Annotated in this window: 14 protein-coding genes; 3 read left to right on the top strand and 11 right to left on the bottom strand. The window is 64.8% G+C overall.

The features are described from left to right. Positions 1 to 7: 7 nt before the first annotated feature. The 7 genes from proS to radA form a co-directional block, all read right to left on the bottom strand. Positions 8 to 1546, bottom strand: a complete 1539-nt coding sequence (gene proS / locus HT578_RS01605) for a proline--tRNA ligase (protein ID WP_213501760.1) — start codon at positions 1544 to 1546, stop codon at positions 8 to 10. A gap of 101 nt (positions 1547 to 1647) precedes the next feature. Then, entirely contained in the window at positions 1648 to 2208 is a 561-nt protein-coding gene (gene phaR, locus HT578_RS01600; RefSeq protein ID WP_039393723.1) for a polyhydroxyalkanoate synthesis repressor PhaR, read from the bottom strand. Positions 2209 to 2304: 96 nt separating this feature from the next. After that, positions 2305 to 3351 carry an alanine racemase gene (locus HT578_RS01595; protein ID WP_213501758.1) on the bottom strand — a complete coding sequence of 349 codons (1047 nt, stop codon included), beginning with the start codon at positions 3349 to 3351 and terminating at the stop codon, positions 2305 to 2307. Continuing rightward, positions 3341 to 4972 (bottom strand): MFS transporter, encoded by a 1632-nt coding sequence (locus HT578_RS01590; RefSeq protein WP_213501756.1) that lies wholly within the window; start codon positions 4970 to 4972, stop codon positions 3341 to 3343. The genes HT578_RS01595 and HT578_RS01590 overlap by 11 nt, the downstream gene beginning before the upstream one ends. A gap of 60 nt (positions 4973 to 5032) precedes the next feature. Next, positions 5033 to 5458, bottom strand: a complete 426-nt coding sequence (locus HT578_RS01585) for an iron-sulfur cluster assembly scaffold protein (protein ID WP_213501754.1) — start codon at positions 5456 to 5458, stop codon at positions 5033 to 5035. Further along, positions 5458 to 5976: a CvpA family protein gene (locus HT578_RS01580; RefSeq protein WP_039393732.1), complete on the bottom strand. Its 519-nt coding sequence runs from the start codon at positions 5974 to 5976 to the stop codon at positions 5458 to 5460. Before HT578_RS01580 ends, HT578_RS01585 begins: the two co-directional genes overlap by 1 nt. Positions 5977 to 5988: 12 nt before the next feature. Next, a complete protein-coding gene (gene radA, locus HT578_RS01575) occupies positions 5989 to 7374 on the bottom strand; it encodes a DNA repair protein RadA (RefSeq protein ID WP_039393734.1) in 1386 nt (461 codons plus the stop codon). Between the two features lie 71 nt (positions 7375 to 7445). Between radA and HT578_RS01570 the strand changes: the two genes are divergently transcribed. Then, a complete protein-coding gene (locus HT578_RS01570) occupies positions 7446 to 9764 on the top strand; it encodes a patatin-like protein (RefSeq protein ID WP_213501752.1) in 2319 nt (772 codons plus the stop codon). 14 nt (positions 9765 to 9778) lie between these two features. On the opposite strand, the gene dnaJ is transcribed toward HT578_RS01570, so the two are convergent. Together dnaJ and dnaK are read right to left on the bottom strand one after the other, a co-directional pair. Beyond that, positions 9779 to 10930: a molecular chaperone DnaJ gene (dnaJ, locus tag HT578_RS01565; RefSeq protein ID WP_213501750.1), complete on the bottom strand. Its 1152-nt coding sequence runs from the start codon at positions 10928 to 10930 to the stop codon at positions 9779 to 9781. Positions 10931 to 11012: 82 nt separating this feature from the next. Next, positions 11013 to 12926, bottom strand: coding sequence for a molecular chaperone DnaK (gene dnaK, locus HT578_RS01560; RefSeq protein WP_213501748.1), 1914 nt, complete (start codon positions 12924 to 12926; stop codon positions 11013 to 11015). Between the two features lie 193 nt (positions 12927 to 13119). Between dnaK and HT578_RS01555 the strand changes: the two genes are divergently transcribed. Together HT578_RS01555 and HT578_RS01550 are read left to right on the top strand one after the other, a co-directional pair. Continuing rightward, positions 13120 to 13683: a copper chaperone PCu(A)C gene (locus tag HT578_RS01555; RefSeq protein WP_239026432.1), complete on the top strand. Its 564-nt coding sequence runs from the start codon at positions 13120 to 13122 to the stop codon at positions 13681 to 13683. Positions 13684 to 13709: 26 nt separating this feature from the next. Then, positions 13710 to 14177 carry a vgr related protein gene (locus tag HT578_RS01550; protein ID WP_239026431.1) on the top strand — a complete coding sequence of 156 codons (468 nt, stop codon included), beginning with the start codon at positions 13710 to 13712 and terminating at the stop codon, positions 14175 to 14177. A 68-nt stretch (positions 14178 to 14245) separates the two neighbouring features. Here HT578_RS01550 and HT578_RS01545 read toward each other — a convergent pair whose 3' ends face one another. Both HT578_RS01545 and grpE read right to left on the bottom strand, forming a co-directional pair. Beyond that, a complete protein-coding gene (locus HT578_RS01545) occupies positions 14246 to 14512 on the bottom strand; it encodes a YMGG-like glycine zipper-containing protein (protein ID WP_213501746.1) in 267 nt (88 codons plus the stop codon). A 178-nt stretch (positions 14513 to 14690) separates the two neighbouring features. Further along, positions 14691 to 15269, bottom strand: coding sequence for a nucleotide exchange factor GrpE (gene grpE, locus HT578_RS01540; protein ID WP_213501744.1), 579 nt, complete (start codon positions 15267 to 15269; stop codon positions 14691 to 14693). Positions 15270 to 15281 lie beyond the last annotated feature (12 nt).

Below are 15281 nucleotides of genomic sequence, written 5' to 3'. Positions count from 1 at the left end.
GCAGGCTCTAGTAAGAGCGCGCGACGTAGATACGTTCGGCCGCAGGTTCGCCGGTGAAGATGCACGCACCGCTGACGGGCTCGGCGTCCATGGGTGTGTTGCGCATGGTGAGCTTGAGCGCCTTCAGGCGCTGCACGACCTCTTCCAGCTGCACATCGGTCGGGCGCGACCACTGCACTTCGGCCCAGCCCGGGTACTTCTTGCTGGGAGCGAAGAAGGCCTCGAGTTCCTCGAAGGTCGAAACGCGCGAGATGTTGGCGTCGCGCTTGGCCTTGGCTTCGGCGAAGAGCGAAGCCTGAAGGTCTTCCAGTTCGCCGGCAGCGACACCAAGGAAAGCCTCGCGAGCCATGGCCTTGAAGTTGACCTTGCCCGCCTCGTTCCAGAGCTGGTCGCGGCGAACGACGGTAATCTGTCCGTTCTCGGCATCGCGTCCGCCGATCTCCAGGATCAGCGGAACGCCCTTCTTGACCCAGCCCCAGCGCTTGAGCGCGGCCTTGCCCGGACGCTTGTCCAGCATGACGCGGATCTTCTCGCCCAGGGCCTGGCGTGCGCCAAGTGCCTTGCGCAGGTCTTCGCAGTAGGCCAGCAGCGCGGCGTCTTCGGGCTTGTCGCGCAGCATCGGGAGAATGACGATCTGGTGCGGCGCCACGGCGGGCGGCACGCGCAGGCCATCGTCGTCACCATGGGTCATGATGAGCCCGCCGACCATGCGGGTCGAGGTGCCCCACGACGTCGTGTGGCACAGCTGCTGCTGGCCTTCGCGATCCTGGTAGCTGATGCCCGCCGCCTTGGCGAAGCCGGTGCCCAGGTAATGCGAGGTGCCCGCCTGGAGCGCCTTGCCGTCCTGCATCATGGCCTCGATCGAGTAGGTCGCATCGGCGCCCGGGAAGCGCTCGTTCTCGGGCTTTTCCCCGGCGATGACCGGCATGGCCAGGACGTCTTCGGCGAACTCGCGGTACATTTCGAGCGCGCGCAGCGTCTCTTCCATTGCGTCCACACGGTCGGCGTGGGCGGTGTGCCCTTCCTGCCAGAGGAACTCGCTGGTGCGCAGGAACATGCGGGTGCGCATTTCCCAGCGCACGACGTTGGCCCACTGGTTGGTCATCAGCGGCAGGTCGCGCCAGGACTGGATCCAGCGGCCCATGGCCTGGCCGATCACGGTTTCCGAGGTCGGACGCACGATCAGCGGCTCTTCGAGCTTGGCCTCGGGATCGGGGACCAGGCCGCCCTTCCCGTCCGAGACCAGACGGTGGTGGGTCACCACGGCCATTTCCTTGGCGAAGCCATCCACGTGTTCGGCTTCCTTGGAGAAGTAGGACAGCGGGATGAACAGCGGGAAATAGCAATTGTCGACGCCGGCATCCTTGATGCGGTCGTCCATCAGGCGCTGCATGCGCTCCCAGATGCCGTAGCCCCAGGGTTTGATCACCATGCAACCACGGACACCGGATTCTTCGGCCATTTCGGCCTCGGCGATCACTTCCTGGTACCACTGCGCGAAGTCGTTTTCACGCTTGGTGTTCAGGGCATGGCGGATAGCGGACACGGGCAATCTTTCTGTATCTGCATTAAAGGCGGCCGAATGGCCGCCCTTGCGTGAAAAATCAGTGTGCCGGAATCACCGGCACCATGCCCATGCGCAGATACTTATTTGCCGAGCGCGTCAAGCCTCTTCTGCATTTCGGCCATCTGATCACGCAGCGCCGCGAGGTCCTTGTCCCCATCTTCCGACTTGGGAGCGGGCGTTTCGGGCTTTTCGGCACCGGGCATGAAGGCGGCCGATGCGGCCCGGAACATGGCCATGTTCTGCTCGGCGAGCTTGGCCAGCGGGTTGTTGCCGAGGCTGTCCTCGAAGGTCTTGGCGAGCTTGGACTGGTTGGCCCGGAAATTCTCCATCGAGGCTTCCAGGTAGTGCGGGATCAGTGACTGCATCGAGTTGCCGTACATCCCGATCAGCTCACGCAGGAAGTTGACGGGCAGCATCTGCTCGCCGTTCGATTCCTCTTCCATGATGATCTGGGTCAGGATGGTGTGGGTGATGTCGGTCCCCGACTTGGCGTCGAGCACCTTGTAGTCCACACCTTCGCGCGTCATCTTCGCAAGATGGTCAAGCGTGATGTAGCTTGATGAGCGGGTGTTGTAGAGACGCCGGTTCGCGTACTTCTTGATGATGACCGTGCCGTCGTCCTTGGATGCCTTGTCAGCCATGCGCAATCCTCAGTTATCTATGAGTGAACCGTACCACCCGGATATGTCGCGTTGCAACAGGATTTGCTGCGCAGCAATAGACGGAATTAACCGCTTTCAACGCCCGAAACGACGGCCTAGTGAGGTCAGCAATTCATACTGGGTCAGGCCGGAGACTTCGGACGCCTCAGGTAGCGAATAGTCCAGCGTCAGCCAGTCGCCTTCCCGAACATGGGGTGCTGCGCCCAGATCGACGACCGTCAGGTCCATGCTGACCCGCCCGAGGACCGGCAAAGCCGCGCCCTCACCGTCGCGAAACATGCCCTTGCCCGACCAGCAGCGCAGGAAGCCATCGGCGTAGCCCAGAGCCAGCGCACCCACCCGCATGGCGCGCGGCGCGGTAAAGGTCGCGTTGTAGCCCACGCTCTGCCCGGCTTCGAGGTCCCGCACCTGCAGCACGGCCACCTGCGGGCGCACGACCTGCCGCAAGTGCGGTGCCATTTCGGCGCGCGGTAGCCCTCCGTACAGCCCCAGGCCCGGCCGGGTCAGGTCGCCATGATAGGCCTCGCCAAGGCCAATCCCGGCGCTGTTGGCAAGGCTGGCACGGCGATGCGTGAGGGCGCCCCGCGCCTCCATCCAGCGCGAGCGCTGCACCTCGTTGAGCGGGGTATCCTCTTCCGAGGCGACAAGGTGGGAGAGGAGGACATCGACATCGAGCTGCGCCAGTGCCGGGTCGCCCAGCTCGTCCATGGCAACGCCGAGACGGTTCATGCCGGTGTCGACCATGAGATCGCAGCGACCGCCACCCGCAGCCAGCCAGCGCCGTGCCTGGGCCAGGGAATTGATCACGGGCTTCACACCGCACGCTTTTGCGAAGGCGGCGTCGGCCTGCGTCAACGGGCCGTGAAGGACCGACACCATGCCAGGATCAACCGCCGGAACCGCATCGGCCACCTCGCCCCAGTGCGCCACGAAGAAATCGCGGCACCCTGCCTCAAGCAGAAGCGGCACGGCATGGCGCGCGCCGGTACCGTACGCGTTCGCCTTTACCGCTGCGCCCGCCCGCGCAGCGCCGGAGAGCCGGTCAAGAGCCTTCCAGTTTGCAATCAGGGCGTCGTCGTCGAAATCGAGGCGCAGGGGCGCCTGGGGCCGTTCAGGGTGCATCGTGTCCAAAGTCGCGCGGAGGCCCGCTACGCAGGCCCCAAAGGGAAATCAGCAGCGCAAACGCGACCACGATCCAAGTATACCACAGACCCTGATACGGATTCCCGCTGCTGGCGACCATGTAGCTGGAAATGAGCGGCAGGAAACCTCCGAAATAGCCTGTCCCGATATGATAGGGGATGGACATCGAGCTGTAGCGGATCTGGGGCGGAAACATCTCGGCCAGAAGGGCCGCGACCGGCCCGTAGGTCGCCCCGGAAAGCGCCATGAGGAGAAGCAGCATGGCCCCGATCCGAAAGGCGTCCCAGGCGCCCGGCCGGACCGTCTCGAAACTGTAGCCCGCGTCTTCCAGCCAGCCTTTCAGGCGCGCCTTGCGTTCGGGTGCCGCAGCCGTCGGTTGCGCATCGAGGGTGATGCCGCGCTCCCCGATGCGAAGTTTCAGCGCGTCGCCGGGGACCACCGTATAGGTTACACCCAGCTCGGTGAGATCGCCCAGAAGGCTCGCGCAGGGGGTGGCCTGCTCCTCGGCAAACGGACTGTAGCGGCATCCCGCGCCCTCGACCTGCACGGGGACCGCCATGTTGGTCCTGACGAGATCGGGATTGGCACTCTGGCCCATGATCCAGAAGGCCGGGAACAGCAGCACCAGCGTCAGCGCATATCCCCAGACAATCGGCTTCTTGCGCCCGATCCGGTCGGACAGCGCGCCGAAAATGACGAAGAAGGCCATGCCCAGCGCCGCACTCGCGCCGATGATGATCTCGGCCATGGTGCTCTCGACCCGCATGGCGCCTTTGAGAAAGCCAAGCGCGGAAAACATCGCGGTATACCAGATCACGGTCAGTCCCGCCGCGATCCCGAACAGCGCGATGAAGATGCGCTTGCGGTTGCCGGGATAGGTGAAACTCTCCTTGAAGGGATTGCCCGCGATCTCGCCTTCGGCGCGCATGGCCTGGAAGACGGGGCTCTCCGAGAGCTTGAGGCGCATCCACAAGGAGATACCCAGCAGCACGATCGAGAGCAGGAAGGGCACGCGCCAGCCCCACTCCAGCCACAGCGCCTCGGGCATGAGCGCCTTGCAGCCCAGCACCACGACAAGGCTGAGAACAAACCCGCCCACCACGCTCGCCTGGATGTAGCCGGTGAAGTAGCCACGGCGCTCCGGGGGTGAATGCTCCGAGACGTAGATCGCCGCCCCGCCGTACTCGCCGCCAAGCGCCAGCCCCTGCAACACGCGCAGGCACAGCACGATGGCGGGCGCGGCAAGTCCGATCGAGGCGGCCGAGGGGATGAGCCCGACCCCGGCCGTCGCGATGCCCATCAGGGTCACCGTAACGAGAAACGTGTACTTGCGACCGAGCCTGTCGCCCAGGAAGCCGAACAGGATCGCGCCCAGCGGTCGAAACCCGAAGCCGACCGCAAAGCCGGCCCAGACGAGCAGTGTCTCCAGCGTCTCATTACCCGAGGGGAAGAACGTCTGCCCGATGATCGCAGCCAGCGTGCCGTAGATGAAGAAATCATACCATTCGAACACCGTCCCCATCGACGATGCGGCAATCACCAGCCGAATATCGGAAGCGCTTGGCTGTGTGTCTGCTGCGTGCAGATGCGTCCCTGCCATGAACCGGACCTCTCCCCCCAAGAGCCTGTTCTCAGGCCTCTCTCCGGAAGGAGGGTAGCGTTACTCGGCGAGAGAGGAAAGGGCCTCTTGCGCCGCATCCCAGGCGAGCAGCACCGCGCCGTGTCGCCCCGGGTAATCCGGAACGGCCGCGAGCGTCTCAAAGCCGGGCCATCCGGGCATCGGCCCCTCGCCCGAAAGCCAGCTTCGGATCTCGCCGCGGGCCTGGGCCAGCTCGGGCGCGCTCTGTCCTTGCGCCCCCTTGGCAAAGATCGCGGCCGCAGCCTGGCCGATGGCGCAGGCCTGCGCGGATATGCCGACACGGACAATGCGGTCATCCGGGCCGCTGTCGAGACCAAGCCTGAGCTGGCTTCCGCAGGTTGGGGAACGGGCCTCAGCCACATGCGGCAGGTCGCCTGTCAAAGGATAGGCGGCCAGGTCCATGGCAAGTGTGAGCACATCGGGGGTGTAGAGGACTGTTGCCGACATCAGGCACCCTCCCCTTCGTTCAGCATGGCCGTGCGGCGCTCCGAGATCATCTGCACCATCGCTTCGCTGCTGGCGTTGATGAACGGGTAGGTGCGCGACTGTGTCACCCAATCGGGACGGCCGGCGACACCCCAGACGGTGTCATAGCCCAGCATCAGGACCGAGAAGGCCAGGACGATGATGATGATGCCCTTCATCGCCCCGAAACCGAGGCCGAGGACCCGGTCGATGGGGCCCAGCACCGACTTGCGGCTCTGCGAGCCGGCCCACTTCGCCACCATCTTGACCACGATGTAGGGCACCAGAAGCAGCAGGGCGAAGGCCAGGATGCTCACGCTTGAACTGTCACCAAGATAGCCTTCAAGCTGATAGGTGAGAGGCGTGTGCAGCATGCGGATCGCGAATATCGCGAAGATCCACGCCGAGAGGGCCAGGACTTCCTGGACAAAGCCGCGCACGAAGCCCGTCGCCGCGCCCAGGGCAACGAAAAGCAGGGCGGCCATGTCGAAACCAGTCATGGGATCAGTGTCCTAGGCATCGCTCAGGATGCGGTCAACGAGATTGGGTAACATGCCAAGTCCGGTGAAGGTCAGCCCCTTCCCACCCTCTCCGCCCGAATCCTGCTCGGCCGCCGAGGACGGGCCGAAGGCCTTGGCAAATCCCAGCTTCGCCGATTCGCGCTGTCGGATCGCTGAATGGGCCACGGGGCGGATCTCTCCGGCGAGCGAGACCTCGCCGAACCACACCGCGTTGCTCGACAGCGGCTTGTCGCCAAGCGCGGAGACAAGGGCAGCGGCCACAGCCAGATCGGCGGCCGGATCCGATAGCCGGTAGCCGCCTGCAACGTTGAGATAGACTTCCGCACTGGAGAAATTGAGCCCGCAGCGCGCTTCCAGTACCGCCAGCAGCATGGCCATGCGGCCGTTGTCCCAGCCCACGACGGCGCGGCGCGGCGTCGCCCCGCTCTGGAGCCGCACGATGAGCGCCTGGATCTCGATCAGGACCGGCCGTGTGCCCTCCATCGCAGGGAAGACCGCGCTGCCCGCCATCGGCTCTTCCCGGCCGGACAGGAACAGCATGGAAGGGTTGCCGACCTCGGCAAGCCCTGCACCTTCCATTGCGAAGACGCCGATCTCGTCGACCGGCCCAAAGCGGTTCTTGAGGCTGCGCAAGATGCGGTACTGGTGGCTGCGCTCGCCCTCGAAGCTCATCACCACATCGACCATGTGCTCAAGCACGCGCGGGCCCGCGATGTTGCCGTCCTTGGTGACGTGCCCAACAAGGATCAGCGTCACCCCGTTTTCCTTGGCGTAGCGGATCAACTCGAACGCGCAGCCACGCACCTGGCTGACCGTCCCCGGCGCACCCTCGATCTGGTCGGAATGCATGGTCTGGATCGAATCGATGACGAGCAGCGAGGGCGTGTCCATGTTGCCCAGCGTCGTCAGGATATCGCGTACGGATGTCGCTGAGGCCATGAGGATCGGCGCCTTGGAGAGCCCCAGACGCTCGGCACGCAGGCGCACCTGACCTGCCGCTTCCTCGCCGCTGACATAGACCGCGCTGCCGCCCGAAGTTGCAATGTGCGCCGAGACCTGGAGCAGCAAGGTCGACTTGCCGATGCCCGGATCGCCCCCCATCAGGATCGCCGAGCCCGGGACAAGCCCTCCGCCCAGCGCACGGTCGAACTCGGCAAGACCACTGGCGCGGCGCACCGGAAGTTCGCCCGGCGCGTCGAGCGGAGTGAACACGATCGGCCGCCCACCCGAGGACAGGTCGTGCTTGGAGGAGAAGACCGTCTGCGGCGCCTCCTCGACCAGGGTGTTCCATTCGCCGCAGTCGGCGCATTGTCCCTGCCAACGTGTCGCGACGGCGCCACAAGCCTGGCAGGCGTATCTACGTTTGGGCTTTGCCATGGCTCCGGGCGTAACCGGAACGGAGCAAGAACGCAATTGCCTTTCCCACCTATCAGGTCCACCCTAAGCCCATGCGCCAGAAAGAACTGCGAATTGCGCTCGTTTGCTATGGAGGGGTCAGCCTCGCCGTCTACATGCACGGGGTTACCAAGGAGCTTTGGCATGCCTTGCGGGCAAGCCGTTCATTCTGGTCGGACGATCCGGCCGATCTGGGCACAGGCGCGGTCTACCGCCGGTTGCTCGAACAGATCGAGGATGCCAGCGGCCTCAAATTGCGGGTCATGGCCGACGTGATCGCCGGGGCAAGCGCAGGTGGCATCAACAGCGTGTTCCTTGCCCAGGCAATCCATTCGGGCCAGTCGCTCGAACCGCTGACCAACCTGTGGCTGGAATGCGCGGACATCGACCGCCTGCTCCACCCCGATGCCCGCCCGCTTTCGGCCGCCACCAAGTTCTGGGCACAGCCGCTCGTCGCCTTCCTCCTGAAGCGCCCAGACGGCGCCATCGCCTCCAGCGTCGCGCCCGAAACCCGCACCGAGGTGCGCGAGAAGCTCTCGCGCCTGATCCGCTCGCGCTGGTTCGAGGCGCCGTTCTCGGGCGAAGGGCTCTCCAATACGCTCGCCTCGGCATTGGAAGCCATGGCGCGCGCGCCGGGCGGCGCTCCGCTCCTGCCGAGCGGCCACCCGCTCGACCTGTTCGTGACGGCGACCGACTTCAAGGGCCACCTCGAAGCGCTCAAGCTGCATTCGCCCCCGCTCGTCCTGGAGAGCGAGCATCGCCTCACCATCGACTTTCACGCCCGTACGCCGGTGCATCGCGGCATGCCCCTGGCGCCCATTCCCGAACTCGTTTTCGCGGCAAGGGCCACCTCCAGCTTCCCGGGCGCCTTCCCCCCTCTTCAGCTTGCCGAAATCGATGAGCTCGCTCGTGAGCGCGAGATCGAATGGGAGGAGCGCGAGACCTTCCTGGCCCGGATCATGCCAGAGCACACCCGCCGCGGCGATCTCGCCAATGTCGCGCTGATTGATGGCTCGGTGCTCGTCAACGCCCCCTTCCGCGATGCCATGAGCGTCCTGCGCACGCGCCCGGCTGCGCGCGAAGTGGATCGCCGGGTTGTCTATATCGAGCCCACCCCCGATGCCTTCGGCGAAGCGGCACGGCGCGAGAACACGCCGCCCGGCTTCTTCCCCGTGATCTTCGGTTCGCTGTCCTCGATCCCGCGCGAGCAGCCCATCCGCGACAACCTGGAGGCGATCCAGCTCGATTCGCGCGAGACGGCGATGCTGCGTGAAATCATCGAGGCCCTGCGCCCCGAGATCGAGGAGACGGTCGAGCGCCTGTTCGGGCACACCCTCTTCCTCGACCGCCCCACCCCGGCACGCCTCGCAAGCTGGCGCAGCAAGGCGCACAAGGCCGCGCAGGAGCAATCGGGATTTGCCTACCACAGCTACGCGCAGGTCAAGCTGACCGGCGTCCTCGAGAAGATGGCCGAGCGCATCGTCGAAAGTGCGCCCGGTGCCGAGCACGTTACGCTCCGGCGCGTGGCCAAGCACCTTGCACGCTATCTTGCCGAAACCGGGCTCGACCGGCGCGAAGCCCTGCGCGATGGCAATTCGCCACGCCTGATCGCGTTCTTCCGCAAGTTCGACCTTGCCTACCGCACCCGCCGCCTGCGTTTTCTGGCGCGGCGCGTCACGCAGGAAAGTGCACAGGACGAGGGCGTGCGCGAGGTGGACCGCGACCAGGCCCGCGAGGCCATCTACAGCGCGCTCAATCGCTACCAGGAGGCGGGCAACCGCACTGCGCAGGATAGCGACTTTGAGCAGAAGGCTGCGCAGATCCTCGCCGATCCCGAGGCGGTCCTGGCCGATCTGGGACGGTGCTGGTCGCTCCACGACATCGATGAAAAGGTGGACGCCATCCTGGCCGAGGCGCTCTCACGAATGCCGCGCGCGCTGCGGCGGCGCATGCTTCTCGCGTACCTGGGCTTTCCCTTCTACGACGCCGCGACCCTGCCCATGCTGCGCGGCGAAGGTCTGAACGAATTCGACCCGGTGCAGGTCGATCGCATCTCGCCCGAGGACTGCACCGCGATCCGGCCCGAAGGTTCGCCCTCGCCCTTGCGCGGGACCGAGTTCTACACATTCGGTGCCTTCTTCAGCCGCGCCTATCGCGAGAACGACTATCTGTGGGGAAGGCTTCACGGTGCAGAGCGCATGATCGACCTCATCGCTTCGGCGCTTCCCAGAGACCATGCGCTGGGCCGCAGCGAGATCGACACGATCCGGCGCGAGGCGTTTCTGGCCATCCTCGACGAAGAAAGGGACCGGCTTCAAGCCGATCCCTCCCTTGTCGATCAGATCCGCAACGAGGTCCTCGCCCGGCTGTAGTCTGTGGGGCGACCTCAGTCGGTGAGGTCGCTCCAGGCATCCTTGATGCGGTCGAAGAAGCCCTTGGACTGGGGACATTCGTCGCCCGTCTCGGTTTCCTGCAGTTCGCGCAGGATTTCCTTCTGGCGCGCACTCAGGCGGGTCGGGGTCTCGACAGTGATCTCGATGACGAGATCGCCGCGGCCACGGCCCTGCAGTACGGGCATGCCCGCGCCGCGCTTGCGCAGCTGCTTGCCCGACTGGATCCCGGCGGGAATGTCGAGCGCGATCATCTCGCCGTCGATGCCCGGGATTTCGATCGAACCGCCCAGCGCCGCCGTCGTAAAGGTGATCGGAACGCGCGTGAGCAGCGTCGTGCCCTCCCGCTCGAACACCTTGTGGCGCTTGACGTGCAGGAAGATATAGAGGTCACCCGGAGGCGCCCCGAATGGCCCGGCTTCACCCTTGCCGGCAAGGCGAATGCGCGTGCCGTTGTCGACGCCGGGGGGCACGTCCACCTCGATCGTCTGGGGCTTGTCGACGCGGCCTTCGCCGCCACAGGCCCGGCACGGTTTCTCGATGACTTCGCCGCGGCCATGGCACGTCGGGCAGGTTCGCTCGACGATGAAGAAGCCCTGCTGCGCACGGACCTTGCCGTGCCCGTTGCACATCGAACAGCCACGCTTGCCGGTGCCCGGCTCCGCGCCCGAACCCTCGCAGGGTTCGCACGGCTGCGACACCTCGATGGTGATCTCGGTCTTGCGGCCCTTGAACGCGTCCTCGAGCGAGATCTCCATGTCGAAGGGAAGATCCGCGCCCCGGCGCGCCTGCTGACGCCCGCCTCCGGCACCGCCACCAAAGGCACTGCCGAAAATGGATTCGAAGATGTCGCCGATGTCGCCGAATTCGGCGCCCATGCCGCCGCCGCCGTGGCCACCGCCGCCGCCCATGCCCTGCTGGAACGCAGCGTGGCCGAAGCGATCGTAGGCTGCGCGCTTCTGCGGGTCCTTCAGGACGTCATAAGCTTCGCTGCACTGCTTGAAGCGGGACTCGGCCTCGGCATCGCCCGGGTTCTTGTCCGGGTGAAAGCGCATCGCCATCCGGCGGTAGGCCGACTTGATCGTCTTGTCGTCGGCATCGCGCGAGACTTCGAGAAGTTCGTAATAGTCGATTTCGGTTGCTGACACTGTGGTCTCACCTCCTTCGATGCTGCAAGGCGCCACCGGTGCGGATCACACCGATGACGCCTTCACAGTTTCATCCGGACTGTCAGCCCTTGTTGTTTTCGTCGACTTCCGAGAATTCGGCATCGACCACGTCATCGTCCGCCTTGGGGGCTTCGCCACCCTCGGCGCCGCCAGCGGCCTGTTCCTTCTCGTAGATCGCCTGGCCCATCTTCATGGCAACCTGAGTCAGCGCTTCGGTCTTGGCCGTGATCTCGGCAGCATCGTCGCTTTCCAGAGCGGACTTGGCTGCGGCAATCGCGGCTTCGACTTCTTCCTTCAGGCCGGCGTCGATCTTGTCGCCGTTCTCGGCAAGCTGCTGCTCGGTGGCGTGAACGAGGCTTTCACCGTTGTTCCTGGCTTCGGCCGATTCACGACGCTTCTTGTCCTCGTCCGCGAACTTTTCCGCGTCCTTGACCATCTGGTCGATGTCGGCGTCCGAGAGACCACCCGAGGCCTGGATGCGGATCTGCTGTTCCTTGCCCGTGCCCTTGTCCTTGGCGGACACGTTCACGATGCCGTTGGCGTCGATGTCGAAGGTCACCTCGATCTGCGGAACACCGCGACGTGCCGGGGGAATGCCGACGAGGTCGAACTGGCCGAGCAGCTTGTTGTCCTGCGCCATCTCGCGCTCGCCCTGGAACACGCGGATCGTCACCGCTTGCTGGTTGTCCTCGGCGGTCGAGTAGACCTGGCTCTTCTTGGTCGGGATCGTCGTGTTGCGGTCGATCATCTTGGTCATGATGCCGCCCAGCGTCTCGATGCCCAGCGACAGCGGGGTCACGTCGAGCAGCAGCACGTCCTTGACGTCGCCCTGAAGCACGCCAGCCTGGATCGCGGCGCCCATGGCAACCACTTCGTCCGGGTTCACGCCGGTGTGCGGGTCCTTGCCGAAGAAGTCCTTCACGACTTCGCGGACCTTGGGCATGCGGGTCATGCCGCCCACGAGAACGACGTCATCGATTTCCGAAGCCGAAACGCCAGCATCGGCGAGCGCCTTCTTGCAGGGCTCGAGCGTACGCTTGATGAGGTCGGCGACCATCTTTTCCAGGTCCGAACGGGTGACCGTCTCGACCAGGTGAAGCGGGGTCGTCGCGCCGCCTTCCATGCGCGCGGTGATGAAGGGCAGGTTGACTTCGGTCGAAGCCGTCGAGGACAGCTCGATCTTGGCCTTCTCAGCCGCTTCCTTCAGGCGCTGCAGGGCCAGCTTGTCGGTGCGGAGATCCATGTTCTCCTTGGCCTTGAACTTGTCGGCCAGCCATTCGACGAGCTTGGTGTCGAAGTCTTCACCGCCCAGGAACGTGTCGCCGTTGGTCGACTTCACCTCGAAGACGCCATCGCCGATCTCGAGGATCGAGACGTCGAAGGTGCCGCCGCCAAGGTCGTAGACGGCAATGGTCTTGCCATCGTTCTTGTCGAGGCCATAGGCGAGCGCAGCCGCGGTCGGCTCGTTGATGATGCGCAGCACTTCAAGACCTGCGATCTGGCCGGCGTCCTTGGTCGCCTGGCGCTGCGCGTCGTTGAAGTAGGCGGGCACGGTGATCACGGCCTGCGTCACGGTCTCGCCAAGATAACTCTCAGCAGTTTCCTTCATCTTCTGGAGCGTGAAGGCGGAGACCTGCGACGGGCTGTAGTCTTCGCCGCCAGCCTGAACCCAGGCGTCGCCGTTCTTGCCCTTGACGATGGTGTACGGGACGAGCTCGGTGTCCTTCTTGGTCACCGGATCGTCAAAGCGGCGGCCGATAAGGCGCTTCACCGCGAAAATCGTATTGTCGCCGTTCGTGACCGCCTGGCGCTTGGCCGGCTGTCCGATCAGGCGTTCGCCGTCCTTGGTGAAGGCGACGATGGACGGCGTCGTACGCGCGCCCTCGGAGTTTTCAATTACCTTCGGCTTGCCACCGTCCATGACCGCAACGCAGCTGTTGGTGGTGCCAAGGTCGATACCAATTACTTTACCCATTATCCCCATTCCTCACGTCAGTGGTTGACACCGCACGGATCGCCTCCCTGGCTTGAGGCAAGGCGGCTTGTGCAGCTCGGTGACGTTCAATCGTCGAAGCGGGATATAGGTGCGGTTTTTGTTGGAACAAGACCATTGCGATGGCATTAGCGCAATCCACGCCATCAGAGCTTCCCGCAAGGACCGGTTTCGCATGTTCACTCGCAAAAACGCCGCCTTTTCCGCCCTGTCGCTGGGCCTTCTCGCACTTGCGGGATGCCAGCAGTCGGCAGAACCCGACGCGCAAGGCTCCGCCTCTGCGCCTGCCGAAGCACTGGGCCCCGACGCCAAACCCGGCACCAGCGGCGAGGCGGGTCGGATGATCCTGCCCGTCGTCGCGGATCGTCCCGCGGCGGTCTATTTCACCTTCACCAACGCCAGCGATGAACCCGTCGCGCTCGCCGCGATCCATATCGCGGGCGCCAACAGCGCCGAGATGCACAAGACCGAAGGGGGACAGATGCGCGCGGTTGAGCGCGTGGCGGTTGATGCGGGCAAAAGCGTCGCGTTCGCGCCCGGCGGCCTGCACGTCATGGCCTTCGATCTCGACGACAGCCTGAAGAGCGGCGGCACGACCGAGATGACCATCACGTTCGAGGGCGGCGACAAGCTTTCCATGCCGCTGGTCATCGAGAAGATGGGCGCAGGCATGCACGCCGATGCAACCATGGATCACGGCGCGATGGACCATGACGCCATGGGCGGGATGGAGCACTGAGCGCACCCTCGTCCCTAGCCTGCCCAGTGGGCGGGTCGCGTGCCCTGACGCGGGGCGAAATCGCACTTGCCCGGAGTATCTTCGGCGAGGCGATTTCCTATGACGAGGTGCGGATCAAGCGTACGAAGTGGTTTCCGCTGCAGCCCCGCTCAACGGTCATGGCGCCCTGCGGGCATATCCACTTCCATCCCGCCTGCGAGATCTACCGCGATGATTTCGCCTGCGGTGACCTCGCCCTGGAAGGCTTGTTCATCCACGAGATGACCCATGTCTGGCAGGCGCAGACGCGCGGGCGCCTGTTCCTGCCGACCCGGCGCCATCCCTTCTGTCGCTATCACTATGCCTTGAGACCGGGCTGGACGCTCGAGCGCTATGGACTTGAGCAGCAGGCCGAGATCGTGCGGCACGCGTTCCTGCTTCAACGCGGCGTGGTGCTGGCCGGGGCTCCGCCTCTTGCCTCCTACCGGGCGATCCTGCCGTTCCAGCCCGCCTGATACGAAAAAGGGCGCGGTGACCGCCTTGTCACCACGCCCTTTTCATCCCCCTGCCCGAACAGGCTCGATCAGCAATCGTCGTCCCAGTAGCGGTCACCCGAGCGGTCACGGCGATAGCAGCCACGGTCCTTGTCGACCTGCGAACCCGCCGCGGCGCCCGCGGCTGCACCAATGGCCGCGCCCGTGCCGACATCGCCGCCCGCGAGAGCGCCGATGCCCGCGCCCACCGCGCCGCCCGCAGCAGCTCCTTCGCCGGTGTAGTTGCTGGCGCAACCCGCCATCGTGAATGCGCCTGCTGCCATTACCGGCAGAATGAGCTTGCTGTACGCCCGCATACTGAGATCTCCTTGAAATTGCCTGTTTCCAATTTCAACGAGACCTGCGCGCAAGAGTTCCTGACTTTTTGTCCCGCGCCCCCGCTGCCCTCAAACAGCAAAGGCGCAGACGAGCCCCTGCCCGCCTGCGCCTTTGCGTATTTCAAGCTGCCGAAGCGGCCTGCGAGGATGCCCTCGATCAGTCCGGCTTCTTGGCCACGGCCACCATGGCCGGACGCAGCAGACGATCCTTGATCATGTATCCAGCCTGGAGTTCCTGCACGACCGTACCCGGCTCGGCGTCGGCTGAGGGAACCTCGATCATCGCCTGGTGCTGGTTGGGGTCGAGCGGGAGGCCCATTGCCGCGATGCGGGTGATGCCGTGGTTGGTGAACACCTTGTCGATCTCGCGGTTGGTCGCCTCGATACCGGTGACGATGTTCTTCATCTTCTCGTCCTCGCGCTGGTCGGCGGGAATGGCCGAAAGCGCACGGGCGAGGTTGTCGGAGACCGAGAGGATCTCACGCGCAAAGCTGGTGGCGGAGTAGTTGCGGGCGTCCGCGATGTCCTTCTCCAGACGGCGACGCACGTTCTGCGTCTCGGCACGCGCGTAGAGCGCTTCCTGCTTCACCGTTTCCAGCTCTTCACGCAACCTGGCAAGTTCGTCTTCCACGCCGTCACCGTTCGCTTCGCTGTTGTCGAGCATCTCTTCGGGCACGCCGTCCAGTTCCTTGGCCACTTCCTGGTCAACCGGCGGCTGAGTCTTGTCGTCAGTCATGTCTTCTATGGT

Origin of the sequence: Novosphingobium decolorationis (assembly GCF_018417475.1) — a bacterium.
GTDB lineage: Bacteria > Pseudomonadota > Alphaproteobacteria > Sphingomonadales > Sphingomonadaceae > Novosphingobium > Novosphingobium decolorationis.
The sequence above is the reverse complement of the archived record's forward strand: the minus strand, read 5'-3'. Positions and strand labels throughout refer to the sequence as shown.